The organism is Pseudoalteromonas sp. MSK9-3 (genome assembly GCF_003590335.1).
Lineage (GTDB): Bacteria > Pseudomonadota > Gammaproteobacteria > Enterobacterales > Alteromonadaceae > Pseudoalteromonas.
In genome coordinates this window covers 65,337-81,726 of sequence record NZ_MIET01000027.1, presented here as the reverse complement: position 1 = coordinate 81,726, position 16,390 = coordinate 65,337, and the positions used below count along the sequence as shown (strand labels likewise).

The following is a 16,390-nucleotide window of genomic DNA, read 5'->3' as shown; positions in this document are numbered from 1 at the left end:
ACCGCTAGTACATTGAACTAGCGGTTTTCTAAACGATTGTAGTCAAATACACCATGCTCAATTCCACGATATTCTTTTGCCACTTTATGCAAAATATCGCTGTATTGCCAAAATTGAGGGTGTGTACGACGAATCGCAAAGTCCGCTTTTAAATCAGCATACTGCGCTTCATTTGATATTTGCTGAATCCGTGACACAAATTGCTCTGCATGCGCTTCATTAGGTAAATACCAAATAGCTTCTGGATAATCCCCAATAAATCCGGGTACTAACGTTGCTGTATCTTCATGGTAGGCGCGTTGCCCCGTTTCATTTAATAAGCTAGAAATATTGTAATGCGCATTATGATGGATAAGCGTGTACGCGCTATGCCCATTACCCTCTTTATTTTGCTGTAAAATAAACGACACTTGTGGCAGTAAATTAACGGCTTGACTAGGTAAATTGTTAAGGACGTTAAACAGCTCAGGCACAGCTTGATAGTCGTATTCTTTACTCAATATCGGGGCTAAGTATTGCTCCATCTTTGTCATTAACTCGTCTTTAGGCGTGTCAGTAACATATTCAATACCTGTTTGTGCTCCCCATAAAGCGTTGCGATTAATGAACTCACTTAAACTAATATGCGAACGACGATACCAGTGCTGCTTTACGTGTTTCCGAGCCTGTTTAGGCAGCAAATTAATAAAGTTTTGCTCCCCTTCTAAGCGTAAAAAGTCCATATATAGACGAGTATTTAATTGATGCCCAATATTGCCATAGACATCAAACCCAGCCACCAGCAAGTAATGAATACGTTCAAATAGTGCATAATCTAACACCCACATGGTCTTAGGCTGCTGCCCAATAAATCCTTTAACCACAGTGGCACTATCAAAATGACGAAATACAGTTAAAGCCGCATTTTTATTGTGCCCTTCTCCTTGCCATAACAAGTCCAACGTTAACTTATTGCTCTGCGCCAACAGTTTATTTGCTAAGGCTGTTTTTGCTTTCAAGTAATCATGTTGATGCGCCGCATATTTAGTCCAACTCGATATAGGCAGTACATTACTTTGATCTGATGCAGGCAATGCCAGTTCATCATCGTGAGTCAGTAATAGTTCACTCACCTGCGCTGAGCTATTTTTATCTGGGTCAACAAACGCGACCCAAAAATGGTCATTGATCACATTTAGAGCAACCTGACCACGACACACAGGGCCTTTGATGTAGCCTTTGATGATCAACTCTGCTTCATCCAGCATAAATTGGTATTTAGATTTAACAGGGATCTGTGCAAAAGCTTTGAACGGGTTTGACGCTATCTTGGGCTGATAACTGGGTAAGGTGTCGACCTGATAGTCCGCAGCAATAAACTGCTCATACAAACGCCGCATTTTATGACCATTTAGCGCCAGCGGCATGTGTGTTTTAGCTAAGATGGTACTGCGTTCATGCATCAATCGATAATAGACTCGCGATGTATTTGGCTCATCATACGGACGCCGTGTCGCTATTAATTCAATTTCTTGCCCAGGTGGTGTTTTTGAGCGCACCAGCTTAAAAAAGTTAACGGGGCGGTTTGTATTTTCACTCGGAAAATAAATATTGGCCAAATACCAATGTTCATAAATATAGCGTGCCGACAATTGATACTTTAATGGGGTCTGATTGAGAAATGCTTCCCATTGCCTCACTTGCTTTTGTTCAAAATCGCTTGCAGGCCCAATATGCGCCATTTTCGCACCACTGCGCAGCCAAGTCGCTAGTGTGTTAAATTCGCTAGGGGATATCGCCGGTAACCCATAGGGCATACCGCCATGCGGTTGTCGTTTAGCCAGTGTCGCGAATTCATCCATATTGGCACAACTTTGCGTTCGATCTAGCGAAAAATCATATTCACTGCCGAGTACCCCTTGTTGTTGCATAGGGTTGCGCATTTTGAGTAGCAAACTATTGTAAAGCACGCTGCCCATTAAGTTCGCTTGTTCTGTTTGTACCCGTTCATTTAAAACGGGTGTAAAACCCTTATCACGCCACGCCTGCGTGTCTTGTGCATCATACAATAAGCGGCTAGGTTTTTGTGCCAATAACCGAGTACCATCATAAACCCGCTCTGTACTGATCCCTCTATCAATCCCTTCGGGGGACGTTAATTTGAGCTGACAGGGTGCATCGTAACAACCATGGCACACAACACAACGCGTATCTAAGACAGGCTTTACCGAAGTTAAATACTGCGCCCCCAAACCTTGTTTATTACTGCTTATCCTAGCCTGCGGCTGTGCTTTACCAAATAAATCATCATATTTGCTAAAACCAATTGCCGCACACCCTGATAAAATTACGACTGTGAGTAATAGTGTCCAAAGGCGCCGTTGCATTACTCTTCCTCGACTTCTTCACCTAAATCAAACGTTGGCATCATTTCCATTGGTGGCGAGATGAACATTTGCTCAGCGTCATTACTCAAAACCGCGCTTAACACAGGGCCATGATTTAATAGCAGCTGTGCTTGATGGCTACTTTCTAGCAGTCCAGAAAAAGCCGGCGTTAACACCTCTAATTGGTACTGTTCCAACGTAATGCTCACGCTCTGCTCAGTATTGGGGTTTTGACATAGATTCGCCAGTAATGCCTCGTCTAACACAACATTTAAAACAACATCTGGTGCTTCAATATCGCGAGATTCAATCTCATCATTGAGCAAAAATAAAGGTAAAGACAGTGGGGTATCTTGTGATAATTCCATAATTTTCCGATAATATGAGCACAAATAGTTGCCCTCATATTAGCATAAATAACCTGAACCTTGCGTGATTTACCTTTTCAGCCACATTTACGACACTACCAAGGCAGCACCTCGGAGTTTGAATGCCAAAACCCGCCTGTATTCTCTAGATTCAACTCTTCAATACGCATGATCAACCTCTGCGCAGCGACCTCAGCAGAAATATCCCCAGCAAAATTCACCATCGCCGTTTGTACAAAACCCGGGTGTAACAAACCAACAGCGACGCCTTTCGGTTTAAGCTCGTGCGCTAAACTCACACTGGCTGCATTTAACGCTGCTTTTGACATACGATACCCAATATAAGCCCCTGAACTATTATCACTAATAGAACCCATACGGCTGGTGATCATAGCCACTTTAGCCCCTGTTTTTAAATGTGCTTGAAGGGCGTAGGTCACTTTAATTGGCGCAACGGCATTTATCTGCAATTGCCGCTCAATCGCAGTAAAATCCATATTGGCTAATGTTTCATTACTAAATACGCCCGCATTGTTAATTAAAATATCGATTGACGTATCCGTTTGTTGAGACACCAAGCGTGCAACACCTTCATCACAACTAACATCAATACCTGTTATGACACGGATATTGTCAATACTGTCTAATTCAGCAGATGACTGACGAACGACGGCTGTTACGGTAAAACCAGCACTAGCGTACTGCTTACAAAACTCTAAACCAATGCCTCTGTTTGCACCCGTGATCAGAACATGCTTGCTCATATTACTTCCTTTTTAGATTAATTAAGCCAATATAAAAATACTTAAACATCTCTCATCAGCACTTAAATTTGTGAACTATACACCTATAAATTCAAGCCCAAACGCAACGCTATTTATTCATATACCTGCTATGTTTTAATGAGTATTTTTAAATAAGTACACTTTTAAATGAAATTCATTTTTTGTCTTTTATGCATTTTGGTACAGCCTCTTAGCTCTGCAAAGCCTTATACCATCAATGCAAGTGAAGCTTTGTCATATCAACTTGGCCAACAGCAAGTTGTCGCCATAATGCGTGAGATTTATCGCCCTTTAAACATTACGCCCCACGTTATCTTTATGCCCAGTTACCGAGGATTAAAACATGTAGACATGGGAATACTAGATGCCGAAGGTGGACGAGTCGATGTTGTGATGAAGAAGTATAAAAATATCATCAAGGTCCCTGCTCCAATCGCAAGCTCCCAATTGGCGATATTCTGCCTGACAGAAAAAGCCTGCACAATAAACCGTGATGTATCTATTATTTTGATCCATGGGAGCTTAATCTCTGAATACTATTGTCAGCGCAAGCGCTTAAATTGTACTGCTGTGCAAAACGATGTATCCGCATTTCAAGCGTTAGTAAAATCAAAAGCACATATATTGTTAGCAAATAATATTTTCCCGACTGGTGCATTGTGCGCTTCTGGATTAAAAAAAGTCTATGTTCGCCTATTAAAAGATGAGCGATATCCAGTTTACCATTACGTGCACCAAAGTAATGAGCGCTTAGTAAAGCAACTTAATCAATCCATTAAAGACCTTCAAAAATCGGGCAAGCTACGTGCTTTATTAGAGGTATTGCAGCGTAGCTTTATTAAATGTGGGGGTCAGGTTATCGAGCTTCCCGATACCTATCTAAAATGATTATTCCTCAATATCCCCAGAAGTTGATTCCATTATAGAAAAAACAGCGCCGCTTGGATCTGTTAACACTGCAAACCGTCCAATACCTTCAATGTCTGTAGCAGGTACACAGACCTGACCACCCAAGTGCGGTGTGTTTTCAACCATAGCGTCACAACTTTCGACTGCAAAGTAGATCATCCAATGTGCAGGGGTATCTTTGCCCCACTCATCTGTCATTGGCATAAGACCCGAAACGGGCTTGCCATCAATGTTAAACAGGGTATACGTTATTTCACCCATCGGCACTTGCTCAGCTTGCCAGCCCAATAGTTGCGTATAAAACTCAGAACTCGCTTGCACATCTCGCGTTGTTAATTCATGCCAATAAGGTACATTAAACTCTAACACACGTTGTGAGCCGGAATGTTCTTCTGCTTGCCATAGTGCGACGAGTGCCCCACCCGGATCACTAATCATTACCATACGCCCAGCACCAGGCACATCATGAGGACCATGAATAATCTGGGCACCTAATGTCTGCGCTGCAACAGCTTTGCTATCAACATCTTCAACCGCTATGTAGGCTAACCAATGGCTGGTTATATTGGCATCAACCTGATCAGGCATCATTTGGTACATCGCGGCTATATCATCTTGATGCTTTTTCAACATGGTATAGTAGCAATCTTCGCCGATCGGCTGATCGTCAAATTGCCATGAAAAAAGCTGGGTATAAAATGGTTTTGCTACCGCCCAGTCACTTGAACATAACTCAGCCCAGCAGAATGTTCCCGGAGTTGCGGAGGTTACCTTTGCCATACTGTCCTCTCTTTTTAATTATTTTACGCTTTAACAAGTAAAGCACAAAATACCATGCCTAAATGGTTTTATTATCATTAAATAAAGCGTTAAAAGCAGGTTAAGTCACTAACTCTAGATAAGGTGCGCTGTTAACCTGTATAACTAAGGATACGGCACTTCCCCGAGCCAACGGCTTGCTCATTAGATAGCCTTGGCTTTGCTGGCAATGTAATTTACTCAGCACCGCTAACTGCTCAGGTGTTTCTATTCCTTCAGCTGTAACAACTAAATCAAAGCTTTTCGCAATGGCACAAATGGCTTCAATGAGCTGTCGAGCACTGCCCATATTCTCTATGCCTTCAATAAATGCTCTGTCTATTTTTAAACCGGTTACAGGTAATGCATTCAAGCGCGCCAAGCTACTAAAGCCTGTCCCAAAGTCATCAATGTAAATACCAAATCCAAGTTCATGAAGTTGCTCTAATGGCTCGACTAGACTATCTTCAGTCATCATCATGGCCGATTCAGTCAACTCGATTTTAAACTGTCCAGGCTCAACTTGATTGTGAGAAAACAGCTCAATAAGCCAAGGTACAAATGAACCGCTTTGTATTTGTAAGGGTGAAACATTGACACTCATGAATAAGTCATTTTCACCACATTCATGCATAAAAGAAACCGCATTTTTAAATACCCATTGGCCGAGCATATTTATTTTGGCGCACTCTTCTGCAATTGGAATAAATTCAGCGGGACTCACAAAACCAAGCTCCGTGCTATGCCAACGTAATAACGCTTCAAATCCACGCAGTCGTCGTCCTTCGCAGCAATATATGGGTTGAAATTGCAGACTTAATTCACCATCGCAATCAATATCATGTAAGGCTCGTTCTATTCGTAGTTTTCTTGATGCTTCACAGGCAATGGCTGAGCTATAAATATAATAGCAATTTTTTCCTCTTTTCTTCGCTTCATACATGGCAATATCGGCATCATGTAATAATTTCTCTGCCTCATAATTGACACATGGTACGGTGAATCGTCTCACCCCCACACTGCCACTGATACTGTGACTTTGTTGTTGATATACAAAAGGCTTACGCACTTCAACAAGAATATCTTCCAGCATACCTTCTAACGGCATAGGCAGTTTATCGAGCTCTATCAGTACAGCAAACTCATCCCCACCTAAACGAGCAATGTCTGAAAAACTCCCGAGTAAGATCCGCATTCGCGTCGCAAACTCAACGAGCAGCCTGTCGCCTGCCAAATGTCCTAAAGTATCATTGATTAATTTAAAGCGATCTAAATCAATATATAAAAGGACATATTGCTTTGCAGAGGCATTACGGCATGCTTCAACCAACCCTAAAAAGGTTTGTCTGTTGAGTAAGTCCGTTAAACTGTCGTGCTGTGCTTTATATTTAAGTTGTTCATTAAATAGTTTGAGCTGGGTTATATCTGTTACTCTTCCTTCATATAGGGTGCCGCCAGGTCCATGCAACCAACTTCCTGTTTGCCTAAGCCAGATACTGTCAGCACTTTCGACTTGCGCCAACCACTCTAATTCATCATGCCGTGATTTATGATCAATGATCTTTTGCCACTGTTTGGCAAACTCATCATCGACGATATACTGACTCAAATATGCGCCTAATTGCTGGTTTTCATTGCCTAGAAGTAAACGACGAAAAGCAGGGTTTGCATCAACTAATTGCCCATGTGCATCTAAGACAAACAACCCTTCACTGCTATTTAAAAACAAGCTTTTATACTTTCTTTCCGCACTAATTTGCTGTTGTAGTGCAGCTAAACGTTTGTCTGATTCAATGCTTAAGCGGTCATTCGCTTGTGCCAAGCTCGTCGTGCGTTCAATTACAATTTTATTAATAACATTGTTACGCGATACTAAGTAGCGAAGCTGCATCCAGACTAACCAAGCACACAAACATGCAACAGTAAGGAACCCCACAATCATAAGATGCCGGTTCTCTAATAAGCTAGGGGACAACTGCTTATGACTATAGAGTTGCAGTGTCAGCTTTTGGCCATAAAAATCGATCGTTTGATTTGCTCCCACATCACGGTGCGCAAGATCATAATTATTTTGCCAATCAGAATTAAATAGTTCTTGTTGATCCGTATACACCCTTAAATGCTGCTGGCTGGTTTGATAAATGTGACCGAATAAACCTTCCAGTAAAATGGGCAGTTCAAAGCTCAAGCCAAGCACGGATGACGCTCCTTGATGATCGGGTCTTTGCAATAACAACGTCCATTTATCCTGATGAGACCAATTCACCGCCATCAGGCTTTGATGCTCATATAACATATCAATTTGCGCATCGCTAAACGCCAAGCTATCTCCCATTGTATGCCCATAGTCAGCTAAGGGCGCCACATTCATGAGTGTAAGATAATGCGTGCTTATTTGCCCTTGTAAACGCACCGTGTAATCGAAAAAGCCAAGTTGACGCTGCAATACTTCAATACTTTGTACTTGTTCAGGTTTGATGATCCGATACATTTCTAAACGCAATTCGACATCTCCGCCTGGTAATTGGGATTGCGCGACTTGGTTAAATAAGTCCATTTTAAAACCATCGTCTAGATAGGCATCAATGGAATAAAGTAAATGCCCTACATAAGCGAGTTTAGTATCAAGCTGATGATGATACTGAGATAGCTGCTGCTGTAACGTTTGTCGCTCTTGCTGTTGATAATAATTATTCAGCAAAAAGCCGACATAAAGCATAGCGGAGACAAAAAGCAAAAAGCAAAAAGCACCAAATTGCACTGGAGAGCGTAAAACTGAAATAATCGGCGTAACTATAGACATATGTAATTGACGTTGTATTCTATACACACCTGATAATAGTTCTTATTTACAATGAAGAAAAGCAAACTTTTACTTTATTCCCTTATATTGATACAAAGTACACCAATATTTGCCCAGTCAGCACATTTAAATGTCTATTCATTTCGTAAATATGAACTGATAGAGCCTGTGATCAAAAAATTTGAAGCGCAGCACAACATAAAAGTGAACGTCGTTAATGGTAAATCCAAACATCTGCTTTCACGGTTAAAGCAAGATGGTGATAGCTCTTTGGCTGATGTCGTACTAAGCTCTGACCTCATTCAATTACATGATCACAAGAGTTTGTTACAACCCATACCCGAATTGTCAAAGTGGGAACATATCCCACATGAGTTAAAAGATGATGACGATATGTGGGTAAGTATTTCAATGCGCACTCGTGCCCTATTTAGTCGCAAAGGTGCAAAATCTCCCCCACCAATACACTATAGCTCCCTAACTCAAGAGCAATATAAGGGTACTTTTTGTGTCCGAGAGTGGCAACATAGTTATAATAAAATGCTCGCCGCGTCTTTATTTGCTTCCAATGCAAAATCTGACATTGCTTGGCTACCAACGGCAAATACCTTACTGGCAAAACGACCAACTGGTGGGGATAGAGATCAACTTCGCGCGCTGGCTCGGGGTCAATGTCAGTTTGCACTGGCCAATCATTATTATTGGACCATGATGAAGCAATCAAATAATAAACGTGATCGCGATCTTGCCAATAAACTTAATATTCATTATATGCTAACAGCAAATGGCAGTACGCCCATTTCAACCACAACCGCTGCGATTGCCAAACACGCTCCTAATAAAAAGCATGCGCAAACGTTTATTGCGTTTTTACTGACCCCAGAAACGCAAAGCGTCTATGCAAACTCATTAGCAGAATACCCGGTGATCACTCAAGTAGATAATACCACGGTCCCGTTTACGCCCAATATTTCTGCGGTTAAGCAAAGCTTGCCACTGTTAAAACTCGCGACAAAAAGTTTACCAAAGTCTTAAGACGCTACTCAGCGAAAATGATTTGAAGGTTACAATTAAACAGGGCTAGGGGATATGACTTATGCCCTAAGACTTGATAAGTTGTTGCCTTTTTAGGCCCTTGCAAGGTCATCACCTGATGCTGCTGTGCTTCATAAACCTGCTGAAATTCACCACGCGTGTCTGCATAAACCAGCGTTAAATAGGGCTTATGATACAGCCACTTTCCCTCAATATAAGAGGGAGTATCCCGGCTAAATGCTCGCCATCGCCCACTTGCTAACAAAGTGACTCGACTATCGTTGTGGTCACAATCAGTCGAATATAATAAATCAGGGAAAGTCGTTTGTTTCTTCTGAATTGGAAAATATAATCCTAAGTTTCCTTTAGAATAAAAGTGTTTATGGCGGTTAAAGATGTTTACATCTAACCTCTCAAATCCCAATGACTTTACCACTGCGGTTAACTTATCTACAAATTCTCCAGTGAGATCACCTGGAAAATACACCAATGTCGGGTGACGATATTCTGTGCTTACCGCATACGAGTTTGGCAGATACGTGATCCCTTCACGTTCGAGCTTCTTAGTTAATTAAGGCCATTGAGCTTTATCGAGTCCACTATAGAAAACATGCATTTTTGGGGCGCTACAACCAATGCAAAAAAATAGCCAGATAACGAGCCCCATTTTTCCTAATAACACTTTTATATAGCCTGTTTTTTACATCAAATGATTACAAATGTAATCCATGAAAATAAAAAACACAAATAAAGATAATAAGTTCAGGTTGATACGCGTGATTTAACCATCCACATCATACTGCTTAGCCCATTGCTGCACTGATTTTTTTGGGTACAACACATCCTTAAATAAACGATGTCGAGTATAATTCAGTGTGACTTTCTTCGTTGGTGCCCCAGACACTACTTGGCTGTGATATTCATTGAAATGTGAGATTAAATTTAAGCTTTGTACGCTTTTATTTTTAACGCGAGCAAAATGTAATTTTAAATAACTACGCACATCATCTGCGGTCATCAGATCTGTCGCATCTAAATTCATCAACTCTTTCTTTAATGTTGAACGAATACCCATAATGATTTAACCCTCATAACCTAACGCAATACGCTCTGGCGCTTAACCCAGTTGTGTAGCAAGATACACAACAATTACGGCATTTAAGTTAAAGACCACAAAAACAGATAAAAAGTTTCGTGACCCACCGTATCCAGCGGTATACTGTCGCAAATTGAATAGGAGTTGTGTAAATGTCTGATGAACCGATTGACTATATTGAAGTAGAGTTAGAAGAAGAGCCGATTGAGCTATGTAATTTACTCAAAGTACTTGATCTTGTTGAGACTGGTGGACAAGCAAAAATGCTCATTGGCGAAGGCTACATTGCCGTCAACAATGAAATTTGTACCGTTAAGCGTAAAAAAATGTACTCTGGCGATAATTTACACTTCGATGGCGATGATTACCTACTCACGCTCTCGCCCGACGCCATACCAGCTCAAAGAGCTGAATCTACCCCTGAGCCTACTGAGCCAGAAAAAAAGAAAAAGCGTAATCGGAGTCGAAGAAACAAAAAAGATGCAGATACAGGAAGAAAACCGATCTCGTTTGGCTAAACAAGACATGCGACCATCATTTTAATGAGCCCCCATTCGATATCTTCTTGAGCAATAGCGGTTATCTTTGCACTATTGCTCATTCGCCACAGACAATGATATAAAACCCACTCAGTTTATACAAAGGAAGTGATATGTCTATTTGGTTTCGCCCTGTGACGTTAGAGTTTTGCAATGAGTTAGATAATGGCTTACATGGCCAAGGCTCTCTGATGAAAACCCTCGATATTCAAATTGTGGAGATCGGGGACGACTACCTGGTTGCAACGATGCCCGCGACACCGCATCACCACAACCCTATTGGTTTGGTTCATGGCGGTGCGAATGTTGCTCTTGCTGAGACAGTCGCAAGCTATGCGGCCAACTTTGTTATCGATTTCGAACGATTCTATTGTGTCGGCCAAGAGATCAATGCCAACCACCTCAAAGCTTCCCGAAATGGTATATTGACCGCGACAGCGCGTGCATTGCACATCGGCAAGCGCACCTCTGTTTGGGAAGTGAAAATCGTTAATGCTCAAAACCAATTGTGTTGTGTATCAAGAATGACCGCAGCGGTGGTTGCTAGAAGTGGCCAAAGTGCGTCGTAATTAGCCGCTCATAGAGACCATTTCTTTTTATTTTAGCCAAACCTAAATTAAATTGCTGAATAATTTCATCACCTTGAGGGTGTGTTTTTAATGCCCCCATATGTAAAGGCCAAGAAATTAAAGCGGGCTTTAATACGGCTAATTTTTTTAGGTTCGGTAATGTTTTTAAGTGATATTTGGCAGCCCATAGATCCGCAACAGCAACATCGGCTCTTCGTTTTTCCACCAGCTCTAAGCATGCTTGTAAACTCGATAAGGGGATCAATTCTAGCCCTTCAATCGAACTTAAAAAATCATAATAACCATATCCACGAATGACACTCATGCTTAAAAAGCGCAAACTTCTGGCACCTGAAAAGCTCAATGCGTCATCAACATGATGAACCACCACCATTTCATTATTAAAATACGGCTCAGTAAATAACAAAGTGTTTGAACGTTTCGCAGTCCACCATAATGCGGGTACCACATCAACCGCGCCTTGATCTAACAAACGCATCATGCGGCTAAAAGGAGCAACCCGCATTTCAAAGTGAATATCTTGCGCCGCAAAAGCAGCTGTCACCACATCTTTGACCAACCCAGAGCCATCTTCAAGTATATAAGGTGGCCATGGATTATGCCCGCCCACCACGGTCTTTATTGGCTGAGCTGCACTTTCCTGAAGCCCAAAAATAAACCAAGCTATGTAGAGTAAATACCTCATCTCCCTCTTCATCCTCATTGGTTGCACCCCGTAATTGTAGTCTAAAAATTTCAATTCACGGACAGTATTCATATACGCAGGCGCACACTAATATAGCAGCGTGACTGACTAGGCGAGCATTTGTTACTATAGCGATTAATGAATGCTTAAGCCGTGCTATGGAAAAGACGTTATGGAAAAGTTAGACACCGTCGTTGTGGGGGCTGGGGTCGTTGGTATGGCGATTGCTGCTAAGCTCAGTGAAAATCAAGACGTATTACTCATTGAGCAAAACGCGCAATTTGGTGAACACAGCAGCAGCAGAAACAGTGAGGTTATCCATGCGGGTCTTTACTACCCTACTGATACTTTGAAGGCGCAACTCTGTGTGAGGGGAAAAGCCTTACTATATCAGCATTGTGATAAATACCATGTACCCTACCTAAAAATAGGCAAAATACTGACTGCGAAAACAGTCTGTGAGGCCGAAACACTGCACCAAATCGAATGCCAAGCCCAACTAAATGGTGTGACAGACTTAAAGCGCGTCTCTCCCTCACACATTCAGCATTACGCACCAGAAATACAGGCTACTGAAGCCCTCTATTCCCCTTCCACTGGGATCATAGATAGTCATCAATTCATGCTCTCATTGCTAACAAAACTTGAGCAAAACCAAGGACACTATGTCGCCAACACCCAGTTTTTAGGTGCACAGCAGACACAAGACGGTTACATTGTTGAATTAAACTGTGATGGCGAACCTTTCCAGTTACATTGCCGTAATTTAATCAATGCTGGGGGCTTATTTGCACAACGTAATGCCATGCTAATAGAAGACCTAGATGACTCTTTTGTCCCTGAGCTGCATTATTGTCGAGGGCAGTATTTTAGCTACCAAGGACAGCATCCATTTACGCATTTAGTCTACCCCGTGCCTGAACAACATGGGTTAGGTATTCACGCCACTTTAGACCTTGCTGGTCAGCTTAGATTTGGCCCTGACACACACTTTATTTCTTCGCTTAATTATCAAATAGATGACCGCGAGAAAAATAAGTTTGTACACGCTATTAAACAGTATTGGCCAGCACTTGATGACACGAAACTACAGAGTGCTTATGCGGGAATTAGAGCCAAAACCACCCGTTCAGGTACGCAAGACTTTACGATTCAGACATCTGATACTCACGGTTGTCAGGGTTTAATCAATCTCTTTGGCATAGAGTCTCCAGGACTAACGGCCAGCCTCGCTATTGCTGAGCACGTACACTCTAGTACCCTATGATCCCCCCCCGACGGCGTCATCAATCGTTTTAGCCCTCTCATCCATTAGCTTTTGGACATTTTGCGCATCTTCCATGAGCTTTTTAACTGCACTCGGGTTAAGTGCAGAGGGTATCCCTTGCCCAGACTCGCCATCACCTTCCTTAGTCGCCAGCGTCTGTAAAATAGCAGTATCTTCAGCAGCCATAATCGTCACCTTACTTGGGTCTAATGTATGTTGCTGGTTATCACCATTGGAATTGGGCTTGTCAGAATAAATCCAATTGCCTTGCGCATCACGCCATTTATAAATAACAGGCTGCGTCTTTACTGGGCCTTGCTCATCCACTAATGCACGCGCCTCGTCTACGGTGTTCTCAATTGCCCGCTTAGATTGACTCAATACATCACCAGTACCGGCCTCAATTTTATTGATAACATTATCTACGCTAAGCCAAGTCTTGCCGTCTGGTCGTTTCAGCACAAACAAAGACCCTAAACAAATCAGCATGATCATAATCATCATATAGGTTGCTGCTTTCATCATTCACTCCTTCGTGTACTTCTGTCATTTTAGTCCTTAACCCTACATCATACACAGAGGGTGAGCATAAAAAAAGCACAACAAAAGTTGTGCTTGTAAAGGGTATCTGACACTGGAGAATGGTTAGATACCGTCACCGTCAATATGTAAGCCACATTCACGGTTCAATCCAAAAAATCGTGTTTCTTCTTCCGTCATACCTGGTTCGAGTTTACGAGTAGTATGCACATCGCCCATCGATACGTAACCTTGCTCCCAAAGAGGGTGATAAGGTAAGTCATGCTTAGTCAAATATTGATAAACATCACGGTTATTCCACTCAATAATAGGATAAACCTTGACCGTACCACGGCTAATTTCCAATATTTTCTTGTCCGCACGTGTCGAAGACTGATCTCTGCGCAGGCCACTAAACCATGTGCCTACCTGATGCTCTTTTAACGCTCTGGTCATCGGCTCTACTTTATTAAGCGTGTTATATTGCTTAATACCTTCTTCACCAAGCTCCCATAACTTACCATATTTGGCTTCTTGCCATGCAGGGCTAAAGTTAGAGCGATACACCTGCAAATTTAAGCTTAACCGTTCAGTTAAGTAATCAACAAACTGATATGTTTCAGGAAAAAGATAGCCAGTATCAGTGAGTACCACAGGAATATCTGCTTTTTCTTGCGTTACCAAATGCAGCATTACCGCGGCTTGAATACCAAAGCTAGACGATAAAAATGCATTGGTTGGCAAATTTTCTAAAGCCCAAGCCACTCGCTGTTGCGGTGTCATGGGCAACAGTAAATCATTTGCTTGTGCTAATAAATGACGCTGCTCATCGCCACTTAACTGTAATATATTTTTATAGTCACTCATGCTTATTCCTAAAGTAGGCAGGTTGCCCTGCCAATATCCTATTTGTTTAAGCGTGGAAGTCTGTTTTTGAGACTTTTACTTCAGCAACAATGCCTTTGCGGATCACAAAGTCACCAAAGCATTCATCTTGCTCACGCTCATTTACCCACTGACCGATCAATGTATCTAGGGCAGGTAAATACACATCTTCGCCTACATTTTCTAAATACAACTTAGGAACACGAGTTCCTTCTTTGTTACCACCTAAATACACGTTGTATTTGCCTGGGCCTTTTCCGACTAAACCAACTTCAGCTAATAGCGCGCGGCCACAGCCATTCGGGCAACCCACAACACGTAATATGATGCTGTCATTTGCCACTTCATGCTTTATCAGTAATTGCTCAACTTTAGTAACTAAGTCAGGTAAATAACGTTCAGCTTCAGCCATCGCAAGTGGGCACGTTGGTAATGACACACACGCCATAGAGTTTTTACGTTGTTCCGTATCTGCATCATCAATCAAACCATGTTCACGGGCTATTTTTTCAATTTCCGCTTTTTGCTCAGTCGGTACACCCGCAACAATCAAGTTTTGATTCGCTGTCATGCGGAAGTCACCTTGGTGAATTTCAGCTATCTTGCGACACCCTGTTTTTAGCGCTTTATCTGGGTAATCTAAAATACGGCCGTTTTGAATGAATAAAGTTAAGTGATGTTTACCATCAATACCCTCAATCCAGCCGATGCTGTCGCCACGATGCGTGAATTCATAAGGTCGGCTATCGGCAAACTTAACACCCGCTCGCTTTTCAACTTCAGCTTTAAACTCATCAATACCAAAAGTATCTAGGGTATATTTAGTCTTAGCATTTTTACGATTAACACGGTTACCCCAATCACGCTGAACCGATACAACGTGCTCAGCTACCTGAAGCGTATGCTCTAGTGCAATGAAACCAAAGTCATCGGCTTTACGAGGGTACGTATTCACATCACCATGCGTCATGGCTAAGCCGCCACCCACTAACACGTTAAAACCAACTAATTTTCCGTCTTCTTCAATGGCAACAAAGTTCAAATCATTTGCATGCACATCCACTTCGTTATTCGGTGGGATAGTCACTGTTGTTTTGAACTTTCTCGGTAAATAAGTAGACCCTAGAATTGGTTCAATATCTGTGGTGTCTTTACGTTCACCATTTAACCAAATTTCTAAATAGGCACGGGTTTTTGGCAGTAAGTGCTCTGAGATTTTTGCGGCCCACTCGTAAGCTTCTTGGTGAAGCGCTGACTCTACTGGGTTAGTAGTACACAGTACATTACGGTTTACATCACCCGCAGTTGCGATTGAATCAATGCCTACATCATGCAAGGTTAAATGCATTTCTTTAATATTTGGCTTTAATACGCCATGAAACTGAAACGTTTGACGCGTGGTTAAACGAATACTACCGTACATGGTTTTATCACCCGCAAACTTATCTACTGCAAGCCATTGCTCTGGTTTGATAATACCGCCGGGCATACGTGCTCTAAGCATGACATTGTGCAACGGCTCTAGCTTTTGCTTAGTCCGCTCTGGACGAATATCACGGTCATCTTGCTGATACATACCGTGGAAACGGATCAATTGGAAGTTATCTGCTGTAAAACCACCGGTCAGTGGATCAGATAAGTCTTCGGTGATTGTGCCGCGTAAATGTTTACTTTGTGTTTTTAAACGCTCGTTATCTGCAAACTTAACGTTTTGATCATGCTTACTATTGGGCTTGCTCATTGAT

Annotated in this window: 16 protein-coding genes; 5 read left to right on the top strand and 11 right to left on the bottom strand. The window is 42.0% G+C overall.

Translation table 11 applies throughout. From position 1 onward, the window contains the following. Positions 1-17 precede the first annotated feature (17 nt). The 3 genes from BGP78_RS11590 to BGP78_RS11580 all read right to left on the bottom strand — a co-directional run bounded on the left by BGP78_RS11590 (position 18) and on the right by BGP78_RS11580 (position 3,498). Complete coding sequence (locus tag BGP78_RS11590; protein WP_119861539.1) at positions 18-2,366, bottom strand: fatty acid cis/trans isomerase; 2,349 nt, start codon at positions 2,364-2,366, stop codon at positions 18-20. Then, positions 2,366-2,734, bottom strand: a complete 369-nt coding sequence (locus tag BGP78_RS11585) for a hypothetical protein (protein ID WP_119861538.1) — start codon at positions 2,732-2,734, stop codon at positions 2,366-2,368. Before BGP78_RS11585 ends, BGP78_RS11590 begins: the two co-directional genes overlap by 1 nt. A gap of 95 nt (positions 2,735-2,829) precedes the next feature. Further along, on the bottom strand, positions 2,830-3,498 hold the full coding sequence (locus BGP78_RS11580) for an SDR family oxidoreductase (RefSeq protein WP_119861537.1): 669 nt from the start codon (positions 3,496-3,498) through the stop codon (positions 2,830-2,832). Positions 3,499-3,666: 168 nt separating this feature from the next. On the opposite strand from BGP78_RS11580, the gene BGP78_RS11575 reads away from it, so the two are divergent. Continuing rightward, positions 3,667-4,407: a transporter substrate-binding domain-containing protein gene (locus BGP78_RS11575; protein ID WP_119861536.1), complete on the top strand. Its 741-nt coding sequence runs from the start codon at positions 3,667-3,669 to the stop codon at positions 4,405-4,407. Here BGP78_RS11575 and BGP78_RS11570 read toward each other — a convergent pair whose 3' ends face one another. Together BGP78_RS11570 and BGP78_RS11565 are read right to left on the bottom strand one after the other, a co-directional pair. Then, positions 4,408-5,208 carry a VOC family protein gene (locus BGP78_RS11570; protein WP_119861535.1) on the bottom strand — a complete coding sequence of 267 codons (801 nt, stop codon included), beginning with the start codon at positions 5,206-5,208 and terminating at the stop codon, positions 4,408-4,410. 100 nt (positions 5,209-5,308) lie between these two features. Then, complete coding sequence (locus BGP78_RS11565) at positions 5,309-8,029, bottom strand: bifunctional diguanylate cyclase/phosphodiesterase (RefSeq protein ID WP_119861534.1); 2,721 nt, start codon at positions 8,027-8,029, stop codon at positions 5,309-5,311. A 51-nt stretch (positions 8,030-8,080) separates the two neighbouring features. Between BGP78_RS11565 and BGP78_RS11560 the strand changes: the two genes are divergently transcribed. Continuing rightward, complete coding sequence (locus tag BGP78_RS11560) at positions 8,081-9,064, top strand: extracellular solute-binding protein (protein ID WP_119861533.1); 984 nt, start codon at positions 8,081-8,083, stop codon at positions 9,062-9,064. 4 nt (positions 9,065-9,068) lie between these two features. Here BGP78_RS11560 and BGP78_RS11555 read toward each other — a convergent pair whose 3' ends face one another. Then, positions 9,069-9,554: a hypothetical protein gene (locus BGP78_RS11555; protein WP_147386079.1), complete on the bottom strand. Its 486-nt coding sequence runs from the start codon at positions 9,552-9,554 to the stop codon at positions 9,069-9,071. A gap of 291 nt (positions 9,555-9,845) precedes the next feature. Continuing rightward, complete coding sequence (locus tag BGP78_RS11550) at positions 9,846-10,139, bottom strand: hypothetical protein (RefSeq protein ID WP_119861531.1); 294 nt, start codon at positions 10,137-10,139, stop codon at positions 9,846-9,848. Positions 10,140-10,312: 173 nt separating this feature from the next. Here BGP78_RS11550 and BGP78_RS11545 point away from each other — a divergent pair, with 173 nt between their 5' ends. Together BGP78_RS11545 and BGP78_RS11540 are read left to right on the top strand one after the other, a co-directional pair. Beyond that, positions 10,313-10,678: an RNA-binding S4 domain-containing protein gene (locus BGP78_RS11545; RefSeq protein WP_119861530.1), complete on the top strand. Its 366-nt coding sequence runs from the start codon at positions 10,313-10,315 to the stop codon at positions 10,676-10,678. Positions 10,679-10,812: 134 nt separating this feature from the next. Further along, positions 10,813-11,268, top strand: coding sequence for a PaaI family thioesterase (locus BGP78_RS11540; protein ID WP_119861529.1), 456 nt, complete (start codon positions 10,813-10,815; stop codon positions 11,266-11,268). Here BGP78_RS11540 and BGP78_RS11535 read toward each other — a convergent pair. After that, complete coding sequence (locus tag BGP78_RS11535; protein ID WP_182912279.1) at positions 11,243-11,974, bottom strand: ABC transporter substrate-binding protein; 732 nt, start codon at positions 11,972-11,974, stop codon at positions 11,243-11,245. The two genes, BGP78_RS11540 and BGP78_RS11535, sit on opposite strands and share 26 nt — an antisense overlap. Before the next feature lie 172 nt (positions 11,975-12,146). Here BGP78_RS11535 and BGP78_RS11530 point away from each other — a divergent pair, with 172 nt between their 5' ends. Next, positions 12,147-13,241, top strand: a complete 1,095-nt coding sequence (locus BGP78_RS11530) for an NAD(P)/FAD-dependent oxidoreductase (RefSeq protein WP_119861527.1) — start codon at positions 12,147-12,149, stop codon at positions 13,239-13,241. On the opposite strand, the gene BGP78_RS11525 is transcribed toward BGP78_RS11530, so the two are convergent. The 3 genes from BGP78_RS11525 to cysI all read right to left on the bottom strand — a co-directional run bounded on the left by BGP78_RS11525 (position 13,236) and on the right by cysI (position 16,386). After that, positions 13,236-13,766, bottom strand: coding sequence for a DUF4124 domain-containing protein (locus BGP78_RS11525; RefSeq protein ID WP_259386301.1), 531 nt, complete (start codon positions 13,764-13,766; stop codon positions 13,236-13,238). The genes BGP78_RS11530 and BGP78_RS11525 overlap by 6 nt on opposite strands. Positions 13,767-13,886: 120 nt before the next feature. Then, positions 13,887-14,627 carry a phosphoadenylyl-sulfate reductase gene (locus tag BGP78_RS11520; protein ID WP_119861525.1) on the bottom strand — a complete coding sequence of 247 codons (741 nt, stop codon included), beginning with the start codon at positions 14,625-14,627 and terminating at the stop codon, positions 13,887-13,889. A gap of 46 nt (positions 14,628-14,673) precedes the next feature. Further along, positions 14,674-16,386: an assimilatory sulfite reductase (NADPH) hemoprotein subunit gene (cysI, locus tag BGP78_RS11515; RefSeq protein WP_119861524.1), complete on the bottom strand. Its 1,713-nt coding sequence runs from the start codon at positions 16,384-16,386 to the stop codon at positions 14,674-14,676. Positions 16,387-16,390 lie beyond the last annotated feature (4 nt).

Excerpts from the sequence above, each read along its gene's own strand:
- BGP78_RS11575 (WP_119861536.1), top strand. The coding sequence starts at position 3,667 with ATGAAATTCATTTTTTGTCTTTTATGCATTTTGGTACAGCCTCTTAGC.
- BGP78_RS11590 (WP_119861539.1), bottom strand. The coding sequence starts at position 2,366 with ATGCAACGGCGCCTTTGGACACTATTACTCACAGTCGTAATTTTATCA.
- BGP78_RS11560 (WP_119861533.1), top strand. The coding sequence starts at position 8,081 with ATGAAGAAAAGCAAACTTTTACTTTATTCCCTTATATTGATACAAAGT.
- BGP78_RS11525 (WP_259386301.1), bottom strand. The coding sequence starts at position 13,766 with ATGATGAAAGCAGCAACCTATATGATGATTATGATCATGCTGATTTGT.
- BGP78_RS11545 (WP_119861530.1), top strand. The coding sequence starts at position 10,313 with ATGTCTGATGAACCGATTGACTATATTGAAGTAGAGTTAGAAGAAGAG.
- BGP78_RS11530 (WP_119861527.1), top strand. The coding sequence starts at position 12,147 with ATGGAAAAGTTAGACACCGTCGTTGTGGGGGCTGGGGTCGTTGGTATG.
- BGP78_RS11570 (WP_119861535.1), bottom strand. The coding sequence starts at position 5,208 with ATGGCAAAGGTAACCTCCGCAACTCCGGGAACATTCTGCTGGGCTGAG.
- BGP78_RS11535 (WP_182912279.1), bottom strand. The coding sequence starts at position 11,974 with ATGAGGTATTTACTCTACATAGCTTGGTTTATTTTTGGGCTTCAGGAA.
- BGP78_RS11565 (WP_119861534.1), bottom strand. The coding sequence starts at position 8,029 with ATGTCTATAGTTACGCCGATTATTTCAGTTTTACGCTCTCCAGTGCAA.
- BGP78_RS11540 (WP_119861529.1), top strand. The coding sequence starts at position 10,813 with ATGTCTATTTGGTTTCGCCCTGTGACGTTAGAGTTTTGCAATGAGTTA.
- BGP78_RS11550 (WP_119861531.1), bottom strand. The coding sequence starts at position 10,139 with ATGGGTATTCGTTCAACATTAAAGAAAGAGTTGATGAATTTAGATGCG.
- BGP78_RS11580 (WP_119861537.1), bottom strand. The coding sequence starts at position 3,498 with ATGAGCAAGCATGTTCTGATCACGGGTGCAAACAGAGGCATTGGTTTA.
- BGP78_RS11520 (WP_119861525.1), bottom strand. The coding sequence starts at position 14,627 with ATGAGTGACTATAAAAATATATTACAGTTAAGTGGCGATGAGCAGCGT.
- cysI (WP_119861524.1), bottom strand. The coding sequence starts at position 16,386 with ATGAGCAAGCCCAATAGTAAGCATGATCAAAACGTTAAGTTTGCAGAT.
- BGP78_RS11585 (WP_119861538.1), bottom strand. The coding sequence starts at position 2,734 with ATGGAATTATCACAAGATACCCCACTGTCTTTACCTTTATTTTTGCTC.